A 21280-nucleotide genomic window follows, 5' to 3' on the forward strand; every position below is an offset into this window, starting at 1 on the left:
TATCATATCTTGGAATTATAAAGAAGGTGATGTTATATTTAGATCATTCAAGAGAGACTCCACGCTCTCTTCCAATGAACGATTCTATTAATGAGGTGAAATTATGAGCAACAAGACAATGTTTGAGAAAATTTGGGATAATCATGTTATTCATCAAGAGGAAGGTAAACCTAGCATTATTTATATCGATCTGCATTTGGTTCATGAAGTAACTTCTCCACAAGCATTCGAAGGCCTTCGCCTCAGTAACCGTAAGGTTCGCCGTCCTGAGCTAACGTTCGCTACGATGGACCATAACGTTCCTACCAAGGATCGTTTTAACATTAAAGATCCAATTTCCAAACAACAAATTGATACACTTTCCAAGAACTGTGCTGATTTTGGCGTGAGATTGTTCGACCTGAATGATATCGATCAAGGCGTTGTACACGTAATGGGACCTGAGATCGGCTTGACGCACCCTGGCAAAACTATCGTTTGCGGCGACAGCCATACCTCCACACATGGAGCATTTGGTGCGCTGGCTTTTGGTATCGGAACTAGTGAAGTTGAACATGTAATGGCTACCCAATGTTTGCAGCAATCCAAAGCTAAGACTATGGAGGTGCGTTTCACAGGTAAACGCAATCCTGGTGTAACAGCAAAGGATATGATCCTTGGTGTTATTGCTAAGTATGGTACTGATTTTGCAACAGGTTATGTAATTGAGTACACAGGTGAAGCTATTCGTGAGCTGTCGATGGAAGAACGTATGACCGTCTGCAACATGTCGATCGAAGGCGGAGCAAGAGCAGGCTTGATCGCTCCTGACGAAACTACTTTTAACTATCTGCGTGGACGTCAATATGTGCAGCAAGGTGAAGCTTATGACGCTGCTGTTGAAGGATGGAAGAGTCTTGTTAGTGATGAAGGTGCTCAGTATGATACGGTAGTTGAATTCGATGTGGAGACATTGGTTCCACAAGTGACTTGGGGTACTAGCCCGGGCATGGGTACAGATATCAACTCTAGCGTACCCAATCCGGCTGACTTCACCACTGAAAATGAACGCAAAGCTGCTGAAAAAGCGCTTGAATATATGGATTTGACTCCTGGAACACCTATTTCAGAAATTCCAATTGATTATGTATTTATCGGTTCTTGTACTAACGGACGGATCGAAGATTTGAGAGCCGCAGCCGTGGTAGCAAAAGGCCATAAAGTCTCTGACAAGGTTACTGCCATTGTTGTTCCTGGATCTGGTCGTGTTAAAATGCAGGCTGAGAAGGAAGGGCTTGATAAAGTCTTTACTGACGCGGGTTTTGAATGGCGCGAAGCGGGATGCAGCATGTGCCTTGCGATGAACCCTGATGTACTGCAACCTGGGCAACGCTGTGCATCTACCTCGAACCGTAACTTTGAAGGACGTCAAGGTCGTGGTGGACGTACGCATCTGGTATCCCCAGCTATGGCTGCTGCAGCTGCGATAAAGGGTCGTTTCACTGATGTACGTGATTGGAATTATAAGACGGAAGCCGTCAGCTCATAGAACTAGAGAGAACACGGGAGGATAAAACTATGGATGCTTTTAAAAAATTAACAGGAATTGTTGCACCAGTTGACCGAGTGAATGTAGATACGGATGCAATTATTCCTAAGCAGTTCTTGAAACGGATTGAACGGACAGGATTTGGACAATTTTTGTTCTACGAATGGCGTTTTGATGAAGCTGGTAACGATAATGCTGCCTTTGAAATGAATAAACCACGCTATAAAGGTGCTTCTGTCTTGATCTCACGTGCTAACTTTGGCTGTGGTTCCTCACGGGAGCATGCACCCTGGGCAATTATGGATTATGGGTTCAGAGTTGTCATTGCACCTTCTTATGCAGATATCTTCTACAACAACTGCTTTAAGAATGGCATTTTGCCGATCAAGCTTTCGGAAGAGCAAGTGGATGAGCTGTTTAATCGGACAGCCGAGCATGATGGCTACCAGTTGACCGTGGATCTTGAGAGCAATACACTTCACGATGAATTTGGACTGAGCATCAGCTTTGAGCTGGATGAGCACCGTCGTCAGTTCTTGCTGCAAGGTCTGGATGATATCGGATTAACCCTTCAGCATGCGGATGAAATTGCTGCGTATGAAGAGCGTCATGCGGCTAAGTTATTCTCTTAATAATAGGATATAACTGGTTTCATTCTTAACTTTTACAAAGATTACGCAAAACTTCTATTTCCGGGTGTCGGAAATAGAAGTTTTTTTGCTATAATCGAAATATTGATTGGTGATAAAGGAAACATTTGGTGATTTCTGTCGTCTTAGTACTTATCTAGATCTATTACTTGCAGAAGGAGCGGGAAAATGAGAAGAGTTGGGTATCGAACGTTGCTACTATTGTTGCTGCCATTATTATTACTATCATTCACTGGACGTGAAGCTGCCGCAGCTGGTAGCAGCTCAGGCAGAATTATTATGGACAATCAAGAGCTTGCTTTACCGAAAGGAATTAAACTTGAGAACGTCAATGGTAGTGTTATGATTCCCGTCAGAGTGGTAGTGGAGAATCTTGGATTTGAGGTATTATGGGAGCAGCAGGCCCGCAAAGTAACGGTTCTCCAGGATGGAAAAAGCATTGAGCTGGCTGTAGGAAAAAAAACAGCTGATGCGGATGGAGTAACGTTTGATTTAAACGCAGCACCCAAGCAAAGTGGTGGTACAGTTCTCGTTCCAATTCGCTTCGTAAGTGAGCAGTTCGGTCTAAAGGTTGGCTGGGATAATAGCGATAAAACGGTCTATTTGACGGGTGGACAAGCTTCGGTGGCTACACCTGAGGGAACCGTTACTAGTCCAACAGCAACAAGTACTCCTTCTCAGATTAATACACCCGGCATGGATAATGGCACAAGCGCTGGAAGTATTTTGCCCTCACCGACACCACAATCATCCTCAGTACCAGGGAGCACTGGTGTGAATGTAGCAGGTCCGCTTGTAAATGGGGCAGCCTTCACTGAGAATCGCTTAATTATCGCTGTTTCTGGGGCTCCTAAACCTAGCATCACAAAAATGAGCAGTCCAGATCGAATCGTCATAGATTTTCCCGGTGCGGCTTTTGCTCCTGAGTTCGTAGGAGGCCTACCGAGTGTTACCGCAAACGGAAGTCCGCAAGGAAAGCTAGATGTTACTGGTTACCCTCTAGTTTCTGAGATCCGGTATGCGTTGTTCAGTGTAAGTCCTTCTACTGTTAGGTTCGTGATTCAAACGATCGGTAGCCAGCCTTATCAATTAAGTACGGATGAAAGTACTGGACTGGTGACACTAGATTTGAATGTTACAGGCAGTGAAGGGAACACCTCAGGTGGTAGCGGGATGACTGGAAAGCCAGTTGTAGTTCTCGACGCGGGTCATGGAGGGACACAATCTGGAGCAGTCAGTCTCACGGGTAAGCTGGAAAAAGACTTCAATCTGGCGGTTATCCGTAAAGTACAAACTCTACTAATACAGGAAGCTTTAGTTGACGTCGTATTTACTAGGACTGAAGATATTACGTTGGGTCTTCAGGATCGTGTAAATATCGCAGAAGCGGCTAAGGCTAATCTATTTATTTCAGTGCATGGGAATTCACTGGAGCTGGGTTATCCGAATAGAGACAAAATAAATGGCAGTGAAACGTACTATTCACGAAGTGAGAGTCTGCCGCTTGCTCAGATCATGCACAAACATCTGATAGCAGGTACTGGATTCAAGGACAACGGAGTAAGAACGAAAAGTCTGCATGTTACAAGAGAGACTCGTATGCCGGCAGTACTTCTAGAAGTGGGGTATCTTACTAATTCAGGAAATGAATCAGGGATGTATAGTGAGCAGCTTCAAGACAAATTAGCGAGAGAAATTGTAGCCGGTATTAAGGAATATCTAGGACTTTAATGCTTGATGTTGGTGAGATTTCTCAATTTTTATGGAATATATTCGCAACCTTTATAGATTATTAGCGTCTAATAGAGGTCTGAGGTTGACGTAGACAGGCCATCACGATCGCCATTCACAGGCGAATACTAGATTTAGAGGTGAAGAATGAAGAAATTCAGTTTGATGTTGTTTTTGTTGCTCTTAGTATTTGTTTTGCCTGAGAACGGACAAGCTGCTGCCGGGAATAGCAAGATTTATCTGGACGGCAAGGAGCTGACCGCAGGGCAAAATGTCCCGGTTGAGAATGTGAATGATACAATCATGGTGCCGTTAAGGTTGATCTCTGAAAGCCTTGGATATAACGTGGGTTGGGATCAGAAGAGCAAGACGGTTACGATTGAACAGCAAGGAAAGGTCATCAAACTGGTCGTGAATCAAAAGATAGCCTCAGTTGATGACAAGACAGTAACACTTACTACGGCACCGATCCTTCGTAGTAATACGACACTTGTACCGATTCGGTTTATAAGTGAACAGTTTGGATTAAATGTCTCGTGGGACAACGTGAAGAAGAGTGTGTATCTTATTACCCCAGGATCCTCAAATGATAACGGTAGTTCAGGTGGAAATACTGAAAATGGTGGATCTGAGGTTGTACCGCCAGTAGATCCTTCTAAGAATTTAACGATGGTAAATGGTGTGAGCTTTAGTGAAAATCGTTTGAGCATTGCCATGGAGGGTAATTCAGTACCGAAAGTGACAGTGATGACTGGGCCGGATCGGTTAGTTGTTGATTTGCCTAATGCCACCTTCTCAGACCTATTTGGCACAGGACAGATCCTTGACCCTGACCTTAACGGTAGCTTGGAAGTGAAAGATTATCCCGATGTCTCAGGAGTACGTTACTCTCTTTATAGCACGAATCCTTATACAGTGCGTTTTGTAATCGATTTGAACTATGCCAAGAATTACAACGTTAGCGTTACTGGAGACGATTCTAAGCTGGTTGTAATCGATCTAAATGCGGAAAGTACTGATGATACTACAACACAACCAGGAAATAACGGCAGAAAGCTAGTAGTATTAGATGCAGGACATGGAGCTAAAGACTCTGGAGCAGTGGGTGTTACAGGTAAATATGAGAAGAATTTTAATTTGGCCATCGTACTTAAGACAGCTGAATTGCTGAAAAAAGAAAGTAATATTGACGTCGTATTAACACGAAGTAATGATACTTTCTTGGAGCTTAAAGAAAGAGCAGCTATGGCTAATAATTTGAAAGCTGATATATTCATATCTGTACACGCCAATAGCTCAGGTTCCTCTTCAGCTAGTGGAACAGAAACGTATTATCAACGGGAAGCCAGTAAAACATTGGCGAACGTGATGCATAAATATCTTGTTCAAGCTACAGGGCTTAGCGATCGCGGTGTACGTTATGGGAATTTCCATGTTATCCGTGAAACGAAAATGCCTGCAGTATTACTTGAAGTGGGATACCTTAGCAACAAAAAAGATGAGGCATTGCTCTTTACAGATGCACTTCAAAACAAAGTTGCGGCTTCAATAGTGAGTGGGATTAAGGAATATTTGGGTATAAAATAACAGACCAGTGGCAGACGAGCGCCGCAAAGTCAGCTTTCTGCTTTTATTTTAAAAGGCAAGAAGTGGTTTTGCGGTACCTGTCTGCCCGTATTCATCTAGAGGAGGCGTTTATTAATGATGAAACAAAAATGGAGTACAATTGGGATCGCAACAGTGCTTCTGCTAGTAATTGCTGGCTGTGGAGACAAGCCTACTGCGGCACCAGCAAATGGTGTGGAGCAAGATACTTCAAATGTTGTAAGTGGTGCGGGAGAAAGTACACCGGCTCCAAGCGATGATCCAGGAAACGAAGTGGCTAGCACTCCGCAACCGACAGCAGATAATAACAACACAGAAACTCAGGCAACTGCGAAGCCAGTAGCAGATGAGAAGCAAAAACGGAGCCAGAGTATCGATGCATATTATACGGATTCACAAATTATGGATCTGATTCCTGCTAAGACCAGCATTAGCTTCTCTGACGATGTTGAGAAATATACAGAGACGTTCAAAGCATTGCGAAGCAACGAGAATACTGACCTTGTATCGTTATGGGGCAAGATTGAACTGAAATCGTTAAAGTTTGTTGATGGTCAAATTGTGATGGATATTCATAAACCGGATGAAGCACAGCTGGGTGCTGGTGGGGAGTCCTTAGCGATTTCATCACTTGCAAAAACCTATTTTCAATTTGAAGAAGTAAAAAGCATCGAAGTTTTAGTGGATGGTGAAAAGGTTGAAAGCTTGATGGGTCATGTTGACCTAATGCATCCTATGACTAGAGATAATAGCTAATTGTTATTACAACAAAGGATAAAAGAATCTAACTGACGAACTTTAAACTATACTATTTATTTGAGTCATAGAGAGGGGAATAATCTATTGTCCGCGCAAAAAAGGTCAAAACGTCCATTGAAGGCTTATTCTACTAAAGCAGTATCGGCTGTTATGGCTGGAGCCATGATTTTTAGTGGCGCAAGCGCAGTATTTGCAGATACAACCGCTACAACAGCAGCAACAACCAATACACAATCTGTAGGCATTTTTAGCGATGTGAAGACAGGCTTTTGGGCTGAAAAGCATATTTATAAATTAGCATCACAAGGAATTGTGGTTGGAAATAATGGTTTGTTTCGCCCGGGAGATTCTGTAACTCAGCAGGAAGCCGTGCTTATGGCATTACGTTTTATGAAGTTACAGGATAAAGTGGATAATTCTTCAGCTGTGGCCTTGCCTACTGATTTTAAGGTTACGAATTATTACAAGGATTATGTAGTGTTGGCCTTTCAACAAGGCCTACTTGATAAGGCGACCGAAATGGCTCCAGATAATCTAAAGACTTCTTGGGGAGAGCGTAAAGCTTCCCGTGAATGGATTGCTGAACTCTTAATTCGTGCACTAGGTAAAAGTGCAGATGCAGCCGTAGCAGCTAGTGCGCCGACAGGCTTTGCGGATGATGCTAAAGTGTCTGTAAACAAAAGAGGGTACATCAACGTTGCTGTTAATCTGAAACTAGCCAATGGTCTTGACGGTAATCGCTTTGATCCACAAGGGGCTGTGACCCGTGCTCAATTGGCGACCTTTTTCAGCCGTGCGGAAGCTCACAATACGGTTGAATATGACAACACAGTATCAGGAACAATCAGTCAATTATCAGATGGGAAACTATCCGTTTATAACAACGGAAAGACTTCTACATATACCCTGGGAGCGAGCACCGCTTATTACACAAGCGCTTCTGAAAGTAGAATAAATCTAAGTGATATCCAACCTTACACAAAGGTTACTGTAATTGGAGCCACATATAACGCTGCCTATGTTGAAGTGACTGACCCTACACAACAAGTGGAGAGCCTTTCCGGAAGCTTCGCAATGGTAGCACCTGGTAATAAGCTATGGCTGAAATCAGCTACTGGGTTCACTGAATATTACTACGATGAAACGACTACCTTTGTAGATGCGAATGGGACTTCAATTGAACCTGCTTCGCTTGTAGCAGACAGCATTGTTACGTTACAGCGTGAAACTTATAGTGGTTCACATAAAGTGGTCAAGGTTCAAGTGACTTCAGGCGTTGTTAACAAAACGACAACAGGTACAGTTCAAAGTATAGATCTTACTGGGAAAAGCATTACGTTTAAAAATGCTGCTGGTACGGTGGAAACCTTTAAATGGGAAGATGGAACTTCATTATTCACTTATCAAGCATCCGTGTTGCAGCCTGCAGAATTGAAGACAGGTTCTGCTGTCAAATATACAGTTAAAGATAATGTGTTACGGTCTGTAGAAGTGACAGAAGGTATTGAACGGACCGTTCAGGGTGTACTTACAGAACTGACCAGTTCAACTGTTGTTTATAAAAAAACGGACGGAACTCGTGAAGTTAAGTTACTGGCCACGAAGCCAGCAATTGTTATACCGAACATGAATAGTGCTGTGGCCGATGATCTTATAGCTGATACAGTCGGTGGGGACAAGATTCAGCTTACGCTGAACAGCAGTGATCAAGTTATAAAGATTGAAGTGTTAAGCCGTCAAATTGATCAGTTTAGTGGAGCGACAGTTATTGATTATAATAGTAAAACGCAACTTCTAACGGTTATGGACACTGATAAAAAAGCCCATGTCGTTCAGTTGGATGAAAAAACAAAGCTCACCTATGAAGGTGTATTACCTAACTTAACTAGTGTTGGTGCAAGACTGACCGAGAATCGTAAGGTGAATATAAAGGCAATCGGACAACGAGCATTGTCTCTGGAAGTTGTTACGAAGTATGAAGGAACCGTTACTGCTGTCAATGTTTCAGCAAGAACTATAGTTCTGAAGCTAAATGACGGACAAAGCTTGACTCTGCCTTCTCCGCAGCTTATTGATCTCTTTGGTAAAACGAATCCAACCGTAACAGATATTCCTGTTGGTAGTTATGTGACAGCCTCGTTAACGGCTGGTCAAGATTTAATCGCTGTCCTGAAAGTTAAGACCGTTCTTCAGGTTGAAGCAGCAACAGTAAATTCTGGAACCAACCGTTTGAGCATTAAATGGAATGGGGGGACCAGTGAAATTAATCCTTATGCTATTCCATTAACAAATGAAGCTGGCGAGAGCATTAAACTTTCAGCTGTGAAATCGGGAGATTTTCTTAATGTGACCTTTGATGGAAGCACTCCGCTCGCTATTCAGCTAGTTAAGCTTACTACTGGCCAGATTAGTTCAGTCGATACTGCAGCGAATAAATTGGTTGTAAAAGAGTATGCTGGATCAGCACAAAACTTTGTTGTAAGCGGTGGGGCTAGAATCATACGTGATAGCGCCACAACAACTGCTCTTAGTAACTTAACAACAGCGGACAGAGTGGAGATTCGTAAAGACACGGATGGAGCGACAGTCATTCGTGTGTTGCCACAGTTAACTCGTTCATTCTCTCGCTATGATAGTACGACGAACTCATTGGTGACTAAGAGAGCTAATCTGAACGATAAGTATCAGTTCACTCTTGCTTCAAATGTATATATTCATCAAGGAGATACGACATTGTCCGTGCAATCTCTGAAAGAAAATGATAATATTATAATGTATTTCAATAATGATATCGTGGTTGAAATTGTGAAACAATAGTAGCAATGGTGGATTTCTGAGTGAATCACCGTCTTGACACAGGAGCTTTGCCTGCGTCAAGACGTTTTTTTTGAAATATAAGAAAGTATAAGAGTTGTATTTTCTTGAAATGTATGAAACCATACGTTATAATACAGACTTTGCTTATATTTCTTTACATTAGAGAGGACACGCTCATGTGAGTTTTAATGAGCGTAATCGCTCCGTGGAGGGGACACTATGAAAGTTGCAGAGGTCCGCCACATTTTGGATACGATTGGAGACTTGTTCCCTGATGCTCATTGCGAGCTAAATCACAGTAACGCTTTTGAATTAACGATAGCGGTACTGTTATCAGCCCAATGTACGGATGCAACGGTGAACAAAGTGACCGTGGACCTGTTCCAAAAGTACAAAGCCCCCATCGATTATATTTCTGTACCACTAGAGGAATTAGAGGGGGATATCCGGCGCATCGGCTTATATCGTAACAAAGCTAAGCATATCCAAAGCCTATGCTCTATACTCATAGAACAGTATGGTGGCGAGGTACCTGAGGCTCATGACTTGCTTGTAACGTTACCGGGTGTAGGTCGTAAAACCGCAAACGTAGTAGTATCCAATGCTTTTGGAGTTCCTGCCATAGCAGTGGACACGCATGTGGAGAGGGTTGCTAAACGACTTGCATTAGCAGGCTGGAAAGATTCTGTGCTGGAAGTGGAAAAAAAGCTGATGAAGGCTGTGCCACGTGACGAATGGACGATCACTCATCACCGGCTTATCTTTTTCGGACGATATCACTGCAAGGCACAGAACCCGAAATGTCAAGTTTGTCCGCTCCTTGATGTATGTCGAGAGGGCAAAAAGCGTATGAAAACAGCTGTTGTCAGGAAAGCTAAAGATCATACGTCAATAAGTTAGAGTTGAAGAAGAGGATGGGATAGAGATGAAATGCATTTCTGTATACACAGATAATTTTGAAGTGTTCTCGGATATTTTTGATCGCGTAGTGGAAAGTCCACTCGAAGAGAACGAAGAGCAAGAAGTAGAAGGTATCACGATCAGTCATTCCGGTGACGTTCCTGAACATTATTTTGAGCGTATGTCAGTGAAACCTGAGGTTGTTGTAATGAGAGATAAATCTCGTGGTTTGACTATTCTGCAGCACGGAAAAGTATTCGAAATTCTGTTGCCTGTTTCGGAAACTGCATAAATTTAGAAGTGTTAGAAGGAGTCGGCCCTAGGGCTGGCTCCTTTTTTGCTTCTTACTATTCTAGCGATAATAGCAGAAAGATGTTTGAATAATCGCATTTCGTAAGAGATGATAGGTTATTTTGGAAGTAGTGTGTATTTAATTTGTGTCAAACTGGTGATAAACTGTAATTATTATTTATAAAAAAGGTTTCGCGCGACATCACAGAAATTACACCTGTATAAACATTTAAAAATGAGTCTGATTTCGTATTCTTGAATGGGTTATATTCAAAGCATGATTAGATGGTAACAGTGGAGGTGGAGAGTCAGTGAGAGCGGAACAGGTTAGCATCCAGAAAGAGATATTAAATGAAACAGCATCGCTGCTTTTCCAGTTGCGGGGATTAATGCATCGCTGGGGTGATGAGGGATCTGAACGTATATATGAAGATTTACAACATAAAGAGGGTGGGAATGAACTGACCCTTGCTTTTTGCGGACATTTTTCGGCAGGGAAATCCAGCATGATCAATCTTCTTTGCGGCAGTTCAGTGCTGCCTTCTGGACCTGTGCCGACTAGTGCCAATATTGTTTCGATTCGCAGTGGAGTTCCACGAGTGCTTATTTATCCTAGGGTTGAAGGAAGTAAAAATGATCCTGCTCCGATAGAGACAACTCCAGAAAGATTACAGGAATACTGTCGAAATGGTGGTGAATATTCCGCGATTGAAGTGTGGAATGAGATACCACTGCTAGGCAAGGATGGCGTACTATTGGATACACCTGGTGTAGATTCGACGGATGATGGTCATCAGGCGGCGACCCGCTCCGCGCTGCATTTAGCTGATGTCGTATTTTATGTAATGGATTATAACCATGTACAGTCAGAGAATAATTTGGCCTTTGCTAAAAATCTTAGTGACTGGGGTAAACCTTTGTATCTGATTGTTAATCAGATCGACAAGCACAGGGAACAAGAGATTTCCATTGAGGAATATAAACGTCAACTTGAACATGCCTTTGAACAATGGGGGATTCACTGTGCAGGAATTCTGTTCACCTCTCTTAAAAAGAAAGAGCATCCACTTAATCATTGGGATCATCTACTCAGCCTTATAACCGAACTTTTGGAACAAAAGGAGCAGTTACTTCAATATAGCTTGTCTCGTTCCATTCATCATACAGCGGATTCTTCTCTAAGTGCATTCCGTGAAGATCAGCAGGAGGAAAGAGCAGCTCTCCTTGAAGAATTAGAAGGTACGAATGCAGAGACAGTGACGAATGAATTGAAGTCACTCGAAGAAGAGAAGGAACGACTTGAGGCGTTGCCTCAGCAGTCACGAGTGAGCTTGCGAACCGGCCTCGACACCTTACTTAATAATGCTAATCTAATGCCTGCGGATGTAAGAGAGGCGTCGGGAAGCTATATGGAAAGTGCCAGCACAACGTTTCGGCTAGGGTTTTTCTCTACGGCTGCACGGCGGGAGAAGGAACAAAGTAAACGACTGGCAGTCTGGCAAGGATTGTTGACCCGAGAGGTTTCCGCCCAGCTGGAATGGCATTTGATTCAGCTGGTTCGTGATTGGGCGGAGAGTCTCGGGCTGTGGGAGGAGGAGGCGGAGACGACTCTGAAGCAAAGCTTCCCGGCGGTGAGCCAGGAGTGGCTGGCGGCTGCAGTTAAGCCGGGAACGGGGTATAGCGGCGAGGCGCTGCTCAATTTCTGCCGCACAATTGCGGCTGATATTAAGAGCCAGTTCCGCCGTGCCGCGTTAGCGGTGAGCGATGAGCTATTAGCGAAGCTGCCATCGCTCATGGATGAGCGGCGCGCGGAACTCCAGCGCCGCGAACAGGCCCTTGCGCAGCAGGCGCGCGCCGTAGCCACGCTAGCCGCGCTGGACCGCGCGGCGGACGCCCGCGCGCACGAGCTCGCGGCGCTGCTGCCGCCGCGCCGGCCCCTCACCCCCGGCATCCTGCCGGAGGTGAGGGTAACCCCGCGTGCGGCCGCGCAGAGCGCCGCACCGCGGGAGGCCCAGCCGCCGCAAAGCACCGCGGCTGGAAGTGCTGCCGCCGCAAGCTGGGCGGCGGGCACGGCTTCGCCGGCGGGCGGACGCCGCCGGCTATCCGCAGCCGCTGATGCGCTGGCGGCTGCGGCAGAGCTGCTGCACCGCGAGCCAGCGATGGCATCGGCTGCGCGGAATCTGGCCGCACGAGCGGAGGATCTCGCCGGCGGCCGCTTTACCCTTGCGCTGTTCGGTGCGTTCAGCGCGGGTAAGTCCTCCTTCGCCAACGCTTTGCTCGGCGAAGAAGTACTGCCCGTGTCTCCACATCCCGCCACGGCTGCGGTCAACCGCATATTGGCGCCGGAAGGAGACTTCCGTCATGCCAGCGCGGTTGTAACGATGAAGACCATGGCAGATTTCTGGGATGACATCTGCCATTCCTTCAATGTGCTGCAGCTAGGCGAACCACAGCAGAATTCATGGACAACAGTTCTAGCAAGCTTGCCAGCAAGAGGAATTCATCCCTCTGCGTTGCCGCACGCTGGATTTCTAAGGGCAGCAGCGGCTGGCTGGGCAGAAGCAGAGCCCTTGCTGGGAACGGTGCGAACTGTTGATTTAGAAGAATACCGAGGCCTTGTAGCGGAGGAGACCCGAGCCTGTTTTGTGCAGGGTATTGATTTGTATTATGCCTGTCCATTGACCGAAAGCGGGATTATACTCGTGGATACACCAGGAGCCGATTCGTTGCATGCTCGTCATACTGGCGTAACCTTTAATTATATGAAAAATGCAGATGCGATATGTTTTGTTACCTATTACAACCATGCCTTTTCAAAAGCAGATCGAGGTCTGCTTGCACAGCTGGGCCGAATTAAAGATAGCTTTGCACTTGATAAAATGTTCTTTATTATCAATGCTTCCGATCTTGCTTCTGGAGAAGATGAATTGGAAGAGGTACGAGAGCATGTCGCTCAGAATTTACGTGCAGGTGGCTTACGCTCACCGAGAATTTATGCGCTCTCTAGCTTACTAGCTCTGGAAGGTAAAACTCAGCATAATTATGAACGGTATGAGGCTTCCCGTTTCAATCATTTTGAGCAAGCTTTATCAAGCTTTGCGGGAGATGAACTTCCTCAGCTTTCACTTAATGCAGCTGCAGAGAGTATCGCATCTGTTCGCCGCAGGGCGGAAGAGTGGCAGAATCTCGCTTCCATGGCGGCAAACGAGCGTGAAGCAGGAATAAAAGAAATGCAAGAACGTCGTCAGTTAGCTATGAAACGGCTATCCCTTTTGGAGATAGAAGAACGTCCAAGCAGGGATCTTGTTCATGAAGGTGAGGAGCTGATCTATCATGTCTGTCAACGGATTAGTTTCTCCTTCACCAGAAATTTTCAGGAATCCTTCCACCCCTCATTGCTGCGTGAGGATGCAGGAAATTTAAAAGCTATCTTCGCAGCGTGTGGTGCAGAGCTGATGCGTACCACTCAGCGTGAATTGGAGCAAGAGCTATGGGCGACAACGCTGCGATTAGAGAGCACCGGGCGCAGACTTGTTCATGAAGCGGCTGAAGCGGCTGCTACTGAACTACACTTCTCTACTCAGGAGTTTCATCTGATGGAGAATGAAGAAGCAGCATGGCCTTCTCCTAGTGAACTGGAATGCCAGCTTCAGTCCGTAGAATGGTCAACCTTATGGGGTCATTTCAAATCTCCTCGCTATTTCTTTGAAGGCGCTGGCCGGGAGCAAGTCAAAGGTGTGGCGGAGCCTCTTGTGAAAGAAGCTGTTAATGTTGCGGCGGCAGAGCAGAAGAAAAAATTGCTTGCACATTATGTCGAATGCATATCCAGTGAGTTAAAGGTTGCTGCTGAACGTCTGCAAGAAGGACTAGCGGAGCAAGAGAGAGCAATGTTAGATCTCCTTAAAGGGGGTGAATCAGCAGATCATTGGGGTCAGTTAGGTCACCACTTATCTCTATTGGAACAATCATTTGTTGATAGATTGGACAAAAATCTTTGAAGTTTGTAGGAAATTGTCGAAGAACACTTGCAATCTGGCGTATGATGGATGAAAATAAAGAAGCCTGAAAATATACAATGAAACTGTTTCGTTTTCAGAAATTTTTGGAAACAAGATAGTCAATTTGCCGAAAGAGGTTGAAATCGACAATGTGGGGAGCTCCTTTTTCAGCTCAAAGCCGCAAGCTGCTGCTGCTGGGCAGTGGGGAACTGGGTAAGGAAGTCATAATCGAAGCTCAACGTCTTGGCGTAGAGACCGTAGCTGTAGACCGTTATAACGATGCACCAGCGATGGGTGTAGCTCATCGTTCACATGTTATTGATATGCTGGATGCAGAGGCGCTTAAAACGCTTATCCGCTCAGAGAAACCGGATATTATTGTTCCGGAGATTGAAGCAATCGCCACTCATGCTCTTCAAGAGCTTGAAGAGGAGGGTTTCTTCGTTGTTCCGACCGCGCGAGCGGCTCGTCTGACCATGGACAGAGAAGGCATTCGCCGACTTGCTGCTGAAGAACTTGGATTGCCAACAGCAGATTATCGTTTTGCAGATAGTCTGGATGAACTGCGTCAAGCCGTTGCAGAACTAGGCACTCCTTGTGTCATCAAGCCGATTATGAGTTCTTCCGGCAAAGGACAGAGTGTTTGCAAAAGACCGGAGGATGCGGAAGAATGCTGGAATACTGCTTTGGATGGAGCGAGAGCTAAAGGGACCCGTGTTATCGTGGAGGCTTTCGTTACCTTTGAGAGCGAGATTACACTCTTGACGGTAAGGTCTGTGTCTGGCACGATATTTTGTCCACCTATTGGGCATATTCAGAAAGATGGGGATTATGTCGAATCATGGCAGCCTCACTTTATGAACCCGGAACTTCTGGATGAAGCTCAGTCTATTGCCAAAGCAGTTACCGATCAGCTCGGAGGTTTCGGTATTTTTGGAGTGGAACTTTTCTTGACAGATCGAGGCGTATTGTTTAGTGAAGTGTCACCTAGACCTCATGATACGGGGATGGTGACGATGGCGACGCAGGATTTATCTCAATTTGCAGTGCATGTCAGAGCTATTCTTGGTTTTCCAGTCCAGTCAGTACAATTACTGACACCAGGTGCCTCAGCTACGCTGAAGGCTGAAGGAGAAGGACAAGCTTTTGTTGTGACCGGAATTGGTGAAGCTTTGGAGTTACCTAGGACTCAGGTTCGGGTATTTGGTAAACCAGAAGTCCGTCCTGGGCGACGGATGGCAGTGGCGTTAAGTGCGGCGGAAAATGTGGAAATCGCGCGGACGGTAGCCAAGCAGGCAGCGTCTATGCTAAAAGTGGAGGTAAATGAGGATGAACAGTAGTACTATGGCACCTGTACTGGAAATTCGCAAATGCGGCTTGAATGATCTGGAGAGAGTTACAGCGCTTCTGCGGGAATTCGGCTATCCAACAACGCTTAGCGTGATGAAAGAGAGACTCGAAAGCATGGAGAATAACCATCTCCAATGCACGCTTGTTGCAGAACTAAACAATGAAGTTGTGGGAATGGTCGGTCTTAGACAGGTTATCTCGTATTACAAACAAACAGATTGTATCACTGAGATTACTGCACTTATCGTATCAGAAGAACTCAGAGGAAACGGACTCGGTAAAAGACTTGTGGCCGCAGCAGAAGAATGGGCACGTGAGCAAGGTTGCTGTCAGCTTTTCTTGAGAAGTGGTAACCGCGTAGAGCGCGCACCGGCACATGCTTTTTATCGTCATCTAGGTTTCGAAAAGACAGCAGGCTATCGCTTTAACAAAGCGTTGCTATAATACTTATAGGTTCCGATCATCCCCATCCCAGCTACGGCGGGATGGTTTTTTTTATGAAAATATAAGGAACGATAAAGGATGAAAACCTGCAAAAATACATTATTTAATGATGCCGAAGAATATTTTCATTGTGGGATGTGAGCGGAGAGACTCATATAAGTTTTTGAAGGAAATGCCTTAAAGTGGATCGTTTATGATATGTCCATTTGTGCTATTGTGATAAGAGGCTTTATCAGGGTCCTTGTTAATAATAAGCAAACGTTATAGGGAATGTCTCCGTATAAATCGCGTCAGTTATCGTGCTCAGTGCATGAATAGAGGGAAAACCTCCCATTATAAAAGAACCAATTTCATCATAAATACATCTTTCAGGTAAATTTAAAGGTAGTAAATCCCTCTAATTTTCATATAGCAAGAGATAATGATCAATTATTGGAGGCTTTGCTGTCAAACCCCATACTACCTTCAACCCAATCAAATCATGTACCACCAAATCATATTTCTGATTCACTTCACTATCCCGACCTTTCAGTTTTTAGTAAATCGATTTAAATAACTAAACATAGATGGAATAGTTTGAATCATATAGAATGAATTTTATGACAGTTAAATAAATCATTTTCCAAAGAGGGATGAGAAATGTACAAGTTAATTCTTGCTGAAGATGAAGAGGATGTTAGAGAAGGGGTCATCGGCCAGATTGATTGGGAGCACTATGGTTTTGAAATTGTAGAACAGGCAGAGAATGGACGGGAGGCAGCGGATGCGATTGATCGTTTGCTCCCAGATGTGGTTGTGACGGATATTCAGATGCCTTTTATGAACGGGCTCCAGCTGGCGGAATGGATTCGCGAGCGGCATCCCAATACCAAGATCATTATTCTGACTGGGTATGATGAATTTGAGTATGCACAGAAGGCGATTAAACTGCAAATCGATGAGTATATTTTGAAACCGTTCTCTTCACAGGAATTGATTGATGTTCTGCTAAAGGTCAGAGCCACCATAGAGGCTGAAATCGCAGAGAAAGAGAATGTTTTTGTACTCAGTGAGCATTATCGGAAAAGTCTGCCTGTGCTGCGTGAACAGTTTTTATCTTCACTAGTTTCACGCAAGTTACGAATAAATGAAATAGACGAGAAAAGTTCGGAATACGGAATAGATTTACATGGGAAATGGTTTCAGGCCTCAGTAATTAGTGTGGATTATATTCGTCCTGAGCGGGAAACGGTTGGTCTTACCGGAGGTAAGCAAATTTCTTTACGAGATACGGGAGAGAGAAATTTACAGCTATTCGCTGTGCTGAATATTGCAGAAGAATTATGTAACAAGCATAATTTTGGCAGGGTGTTTATCCATCGTGATGAGGTAGTGCTCCTTTCAATTTGTGATGCAGGTGAAGAAGCTGAAATTACGGGGAAGACCTTTGAGATACTAGAAGAAATACGCCACAATGTGCAGCGATTTCTGAAGCTAACAGTAACCGCTGGTTCTGGAACAGTTTGTCACTCGCCTGCTATGCTATTTAACTCTTTTGGAGATGCCATGCAAGCATTAGATTATCGTCTCATTCTTGGTAATAACAGAGTCATTTGGATCGAGGATGTGGAGTCACGTTCGAATACACTCTTGGCCTATGATGAACTGACCCAGCAGTCTTTAATCCGAACGATTAAGATGGGAACCGTACAGGAGCTCAAGGAGGTCGTGGAGGAGTTATTCGGCGGATTGGATGCTGAGCAGGTATCTACTCAGGATTATCAGATTTTTTTGCTGGAGATTATTACATCCATTCTGCGTGTAGCCAAAGAATCCAGTAGTGAGGCTGCCAAGTTCGTAGGATCTGGTATTTCCTCATTAACTGAGATCAACAAATTCAATAGTATGGGCGAAGCCAAGCAATGGATGATTACGATCTGTAGCCGACTAATGGACTCTATTGCTTTAGAACGTCAATCCAGCTATAAACTGCTCATTGATGAAGCCAAAGAATATATCCGTAGTCATTATGAGGAATCAGATATTTCTATCGGAAAAGTCTGTCAACATTTACACATTAGTACGGGTTATTTTAGCAGTATTTTTAAAAAGGAAATGAAGATGACATTCGTTAGTTATCTTTTGCAAATCCGATTAGAGGCAGCAAAGGAACTTTTACGATCCACGGAACTGAAGGCTTTTGAAATTGCCGAGAAAATTGGCTTTGCTGATCCTAACTATTTCAGCTTTTGCTTCCGTAAAAAATATGGTCAGTCTCCCAAAGAGTATAAAAATAGCTCCAGAGGAGGGTAGTCATGCGGCAAGAGAAGTCCTATTCTTTTCGACTGCGACCGCAGCATCCCAAAGGGGGGAAACGTCGATTATCCTCCAAGCTGCGGAGCATTCAAGTGACGATTACGCTCACTTTTACATCTGTAGCCGTTCTTGTAGCCGTCGTTGTCAGCCTTATGCTGTATAACAAGTTTGCGAAGACAGCAGAAGAGAATGCCAATATGAATATACAGCAGATTATTGAGCAAGTGAATTACAATTTGGAGCTTTATGTTAAAGGAATGCGAAATATTTTTGAAACCGCAGAAGATCAAATTACGAATAGTCCCTCCGTGGACTCCGCTTTACTGATGGAAAGAATGGCTATGTTAATGGGAAGTAGAGAGGATCTGGTTTCTGCAGCAGTTTTTACACCACAGGGGAAATACGTCGTGGGTACAGCAGGGCAGAAACTTCGCAGCAACACACAGTTAGAAACCCAGAGCTGGTTTACTACGGCCAAAAAAACATCTGAGATCTCTTACTCAGCGCCCCATATTCAGAACTTGTTTAAAGGTCAATATATATGGGTCGTATCGATTAGTAAACTCATTCAATATCAGGAGAAGGGAGAACTAAAAACGGGTATCCTCCTGATGGATTTTAATTTTCGCACCATAGATGAGCTGAGTAAGCAGGTTAAGCTTGGTAAAAGAGGATACGCTTACATCCTCGATCAATTAGGCAACATTGTGTATCATCCGCAGCAGCAGCTTATTTATGCTGGCTTAAAGTATGAGAATGTGGAGCCGGTACTGGAATATGCTTATCGGAGCTATTTGGATGAGTCTACAGGTGAAAAACGTTTTATCACAGTGCGTACACTAGAACAGACCGGTTGGAAAATAGTAGGCGTTGCTTATTATGATGAGATTGTGACCACTAAACGGGATCTGAACACCTTTTTGTCCTGGTTTTTAGCGGTAGTTATTTTATGTGTAATTATCGTATCCGTCTTTTTGTCTGCGCGAATTGCTCGGCCGATTCGTAAGCTGGAACGGACACTTCAGCAGGTAGGAGAAGGGGATCTTAATACTCGAATCGATGTGAGCGGTGCGTATGAGGTGGAACAGTTGTCCAAACGATTTAACCTCATGCTGCAGCGTATCCGTCAATTGATGGATCAAATTATTTATGAACAAGAGACGAAACGTAAGGGTGAGCTTGAGGTCCTGCAATCCCAGATCAATCCACACTTCTTGTACAATACCTTGAACTCTGTGATCCGGCTTGCTGAACGTGGTAAGACGGAGGAGGTAGTTACAATGATTCAGTCTTTATCGAAGTTTTTCCGAATTAGCCTAAGCAAAGGTAATAATATGATTACCGTGCAGGAAGAGCTGGATCATATTCGTCATTATCTCGTCATTCAGAGCTTTCGTTTCAAAAATAAATTCCGCTATGAGATCATTGCGCAGGATGAAGTGCTACAATGTCAGACGATTAAGCTGATTTTGCAGCCAATAGTGGAGAATGCCTTGTATCACGGAATAGAAATGATGCCTGATGAAGGTTTTATCTCTATCCAAGCGGAACTGAAGGACAATCTTGTCGTCATACGGATTAGTGATAATGGACTAGGAATGTCTAAGGAGACTATGAAGGTTATTTTGACAGGTGGCAGTAAGAGTATGAGCGGTTCCGGGGTAGGAGTAAGAAATGTGAACGAGCGTATTGAATTGTACTATGGCCGTGAATATGGACTTTCTTTTGAAAGTGAAATTGAAGAAGGCACTACGGTTACCCTTATCTTCCCGGCACTAGCAAAAGGCGAAGGCAATGAAGGGCTTAAGGAGGATGAGACATCGTCATGAAAACCTTTCGTTTTTGGCTAACCTTGTTAATGTGTGTGGTGTTATGGACTACGGTTACCTCTTGTTTTAATTCAGCGCCGAATTACATTAATACAAATAAGACCCGTAATATTCATCTCATTGTGAAAATGAATAGGGGCGATTACTGGACTACGGTTAAATTGGGGGCAGAGGCTGCAGCGCAGGAATTCAACGTCGAACTGACTTTCAAAGCTCCGGACTCCGAGAGTGACATCACAGAACAGGTGAAAATGGTGCAGGATTCCATTAAAGAAAAAGCAGACGTGATTATTTTAGCTGCAAGTAGTTACATGGGGCTTGCGCAGGTTGTAGATCAGGCGGCGTATTCCAAAATCCCTGTGATATCTGTAGATGCGGAAGTAGGTTCAGCAAGAGTAAGAACATATATTGGCTCGAACGGCTATGAGGCGGGTCAAAAATCTGCAGAAAGATTAATTAAGCTGTTAAAAGGATACGGTGAGGTGGGCATTATTAACTTCACCAATTCAACGCAGAGTGAGAAGCTGGAGTCTTCTAACGGTATTGAGTATGGTGCAAGAGACGCGGAAGAGCGGGAGAAGGGATTCTTAAATTACACTGCCCGTTATCCAAATATACAGGTGGTTGAGATTTCTTACACGACGTCCAGTATTAAGGATGCAGAAGATCTTACGCAGCTGATGCTGCTGAAGCATCCGAATCTTCGAGGAATCGCGAGCTTGAATGAGACTGCTTCACAGGGGGCGGCAATGGCTATCCAAAGCCGGGGACTGAAAAATATTAAAATGGTTGCCTTTGACAGCTCCCCTTCCATGATGGAATTGCTGCAGGATGGTGCTGTTCAAGCGACGGTCATCCAAAATCCTTTTAACAACGGGTATTTGGCTGTAAAACATGCCGTTGAAGTAATCGAAGGAATCAATGTTCCAGAACGAGTTGATACAGGAACAAAACTAATTGATTTGGACAATATGTTATGGCCTGAGAATCAAAAGCTGTTATTTCCGTTCGTTAGATAGGAACGAATTTGAAAAGCTTATACGTTTGGTGAAACGGATACCATCCTTGAATGGGGCGGTATTC

At 44.3% G+C, this 21280-nt stretch carries 14 protein-coding genes; all 14 read left to right on the top strand.

From position 1 onward, the window contains the following. Window positions 1-103 precede the first annotated feature (103 nt). The 14 genes from leuC (at window position 104) to UQ64_RS07140 (ending at window position 21216) form a co-directional block, all read left to right on the top strand. On the top strand, window positions 104-1528 hold the full coding sequence (leuC, locus tag UQ64_RS07075) for a 3-isopropylmalate dehydratase large subunit (RefSeq protein WP_060622759.1): 1425 nt from the start codon (window positions 104-106) through the stop codon (window positions 1526-1528). Between the two features lie 29 nt (window positions 1529-1557). Continuing rightward, a complete protein-coding gene (leuD, locus tag UQ64_RS07080) occupies window positions 1558-2160 on the top strand; it encodes a 3-isopropylmalate dehydratase small subunit (RefSeq protein ID WP_060622760.1) in 603 nt (200 codons plus the stop codon). Between the two features lie 186 nt (window positions 2161-2346). Beyond that, window positions 2347-3909, top strand: coding sequence for an N-acetylmuramoyl-L-alanine amidase family protein (locus UQ64_RS07085; protein WP_060622761.1), 1563 nt, complete (start codon window positions 2347-2349; stop codon window positions 3907-3909). Window positions 3910-4056: 147 nt separating this feature from the next. Beyond that, a complete protein-coding gene (locus UQ64_RS07090; protein ID WP_060622762.1) occupies window positions 4057-5496 on the top strand; it encodes an N-acetylmuramoyl-L-alanine amidase family protein in 1440 nt (479 codons plus the stop codon). A gap of 114 nt (window positions 5497-5610) precedes the next feature. Further along, window positions 5611-6270 (top strand): GerMN domain-containing protein, encoded by a 660-nt coding sequence (locus tag UQ64_RS07095; protein ID WP_082651009.1) that lies wholly within the window; start codon window positions 5611-5613, stop codon window positions 6268-6270. A gap of 87 nt (window positions 6271-6357) precedes the next feature. Further along, window positions 6358-9090: an S-layer homology domain-containing protein gene (locus tag UQ64_RS07100; protein WP_060622763.1), complete on the top strand. Its 2733-nt coding sequence runs from the start codon at window positions 6358-6360 to the stop codon at window positions 9088-9090. A 219-nt stretch (window positions 9091-9309) separates the two neighbouring features. Beyond that, entirely contained in the window at window positions 9310-9990 is a 681-nt protein-coding gene (nth, locus tag UQ64_RS07105) for an endonuclease III (protein ID WP_060622764.1), read from the top strand. A 25-nt stretch (window positions 9991-10015) separates the two neighbouring features. Continuing rightward, window positions 10016-10282, top strand: a complete 267-nt coding sequence (locus tag UQ64_RS07110; protein WP_042129455.1) for a hypothetical protein — start codon at window positions 10016-10018, stop codon at window positions 10280-10282. Window positions 10283-10592: 310 nt separating this feature from the next. After that, window positions 10593-14279, top strand: coding sequence for a dynamin family protein (locus UQ64_RS07115; RefSeq protein WP_060622765.1), 3687 nt, complete (start codon window positions 10593-10595; stop codon window positions 14277-14279). A 149-nt stretch (window positions 14280-14428) separates the two neighbouring features. Beyond that, window positions 14429-15619, top strand: coding sequence for a formate-dependent phosphoribosylglycinamide formyltransferase (gene purT, locus UQ64_RS07120; protein ID WP_060622766.1), 1191 nt, complete (start codon window positions 14429-14431; stop codon window positions 15617-15619). Further along, window positions 15609-16073, top strand: a complete 465-nt coding sequence (locus UQ64_RS07125) for a GNAT family N-acetyltransferase (protein ID WP_231573317.1) — start codon at window positions 15609-15611, stop codon at window positions 16071-16073. The genes purT and UQ64_RS07125 overlap by 11 nt, the downstream gene beginning before the upstream one ends. Before the next feature lie 639 nt (window positions 16074-16712). Beyond that, the gene (locus UQ64_RS07130; RefSeq protein WP_060622767.1) at window positions 16713-18365 is read left to right on the top strand and encodes a response regulator; all 1653 of its coding nucleotides are present in this window, start codon (window positions 16713-16715) and stop codon (window positions 18363-18365) included. A 2-nt stretch (window positions 18366-18367) separates the two neighbouring features. Further along, a complete protein-coding gene (locus tag UQ64_RS07135; RefSeq protein WP_082651010.1) occupies window positions 18368-20197 on the top strand; it encodes a sensor histidine kinase in 1830 nt (609 codons plus the stop codon). Beyond that, entirely contained in the window at window positions 20194-21216 is a 1023-nt protein-coding gene (locus UQ64_RS07140; RefSeq protein WP_060622768.1) for a substrate-binding domain-containing protein, read from the top strand. Before UQ64_RS07135 ends, UQ64_RS07140 begins: the two co-directional genes overlap by 4 nt. Window positions 21217-21280 lie beyond the last annotated feature (64 nt).

This window comes from Paenibacillus etheri, assembly GCF_001012825.1.
Taxonomy (GTDB): Bacteria; Bacillota; Bacilli; order Paenibacillales; family Paenibacillaceae; genus Paenibacillus_AQ; species Paenibacillus_AQ etheri.

Bases quoted from the DNA above. Each gene is read 5' to 3' on its own strand.
- leuC (WP_060622759.1), top strand. From the start codon at position 104: ATGAGCAACAAGACAATGTTTGAGAAAATTTGGGATAATCATGTTATT.
- leuD (WP_060622760.1), top strand. From the start codon at position 1,558: ATGGATGCTTTTAAAAAATTAACAGGAATTGTTGCACCAGTTGACCGA.
- UQ64_RS07085 (WP_060622761.1), top strand. From the start codon at position 2,347: ATGAGAAGAGTTGGGTATCGAACGTTGCTACTATTGTTGCTGCCATTA.
- UQ64_RS07090 (WP_060622762.1), top strand. From the start codon at position 4,057: ATGAAGAAATTCAGTTTGATGTTGTTTTTGTTGCTCTTAGTATTTGTT.
- UQ64_RS07095 (WP_082651009.1), top strand. From the start codon at position 5,611: ATGATGAAACAAAAATGGAGTACAATTGGGATCGCAACAGTGCTTCTG.
- nth (WP_060622764.1), top strand. From the start codon at position 9,310: ATGAAAGTTGCAGAGGTCCGCCACATTTTGGATACGATTGGAGACTTG.
- UQ64_RS07110 (WP_042129455.1), top strand. From the start codon at position 10,016: ATGAAATGCATTTCTGTATACACAGATAATTTTGAAGTGTTCTCGGAT.
- purT (WP_060622766.1), top strand. From the start codon at position 14,429: ATGTGGGGAGCTCCTTTTTCAGCTCAAAGCCGCAAGCTGCTGCTGCTG.
- UQ64_RS07125 (WP_231573317.1), top strand. From the start codon at position 15,609: ATGAACAGTAGTACTATGGCACCTGTACTGGAAATTCGCAAATGCGGC.
- UQ64_RS07130 (WP_060622767.1), top strand. From the start codon at position 16,713: ATGTACAAGTTAATTCTTGCTGAAGATGAAGAGGATGTTAGAGAAGGG.
- UQ64_RS07135 (WP_082651010.1), top strand. From the start codon at position 18,368: ATGCGGCAAGAGAAGTCCTATTCTTTTCGACTGCGACCGCAGCATCCC.
- UQ64_RS07140 (WP_060622768.1), top strand. From the start codon at position 20,194: ATGAAAACCTTTCGTTTTTGGCTAACCTTGTTAATGTGTGTGGTGTTA.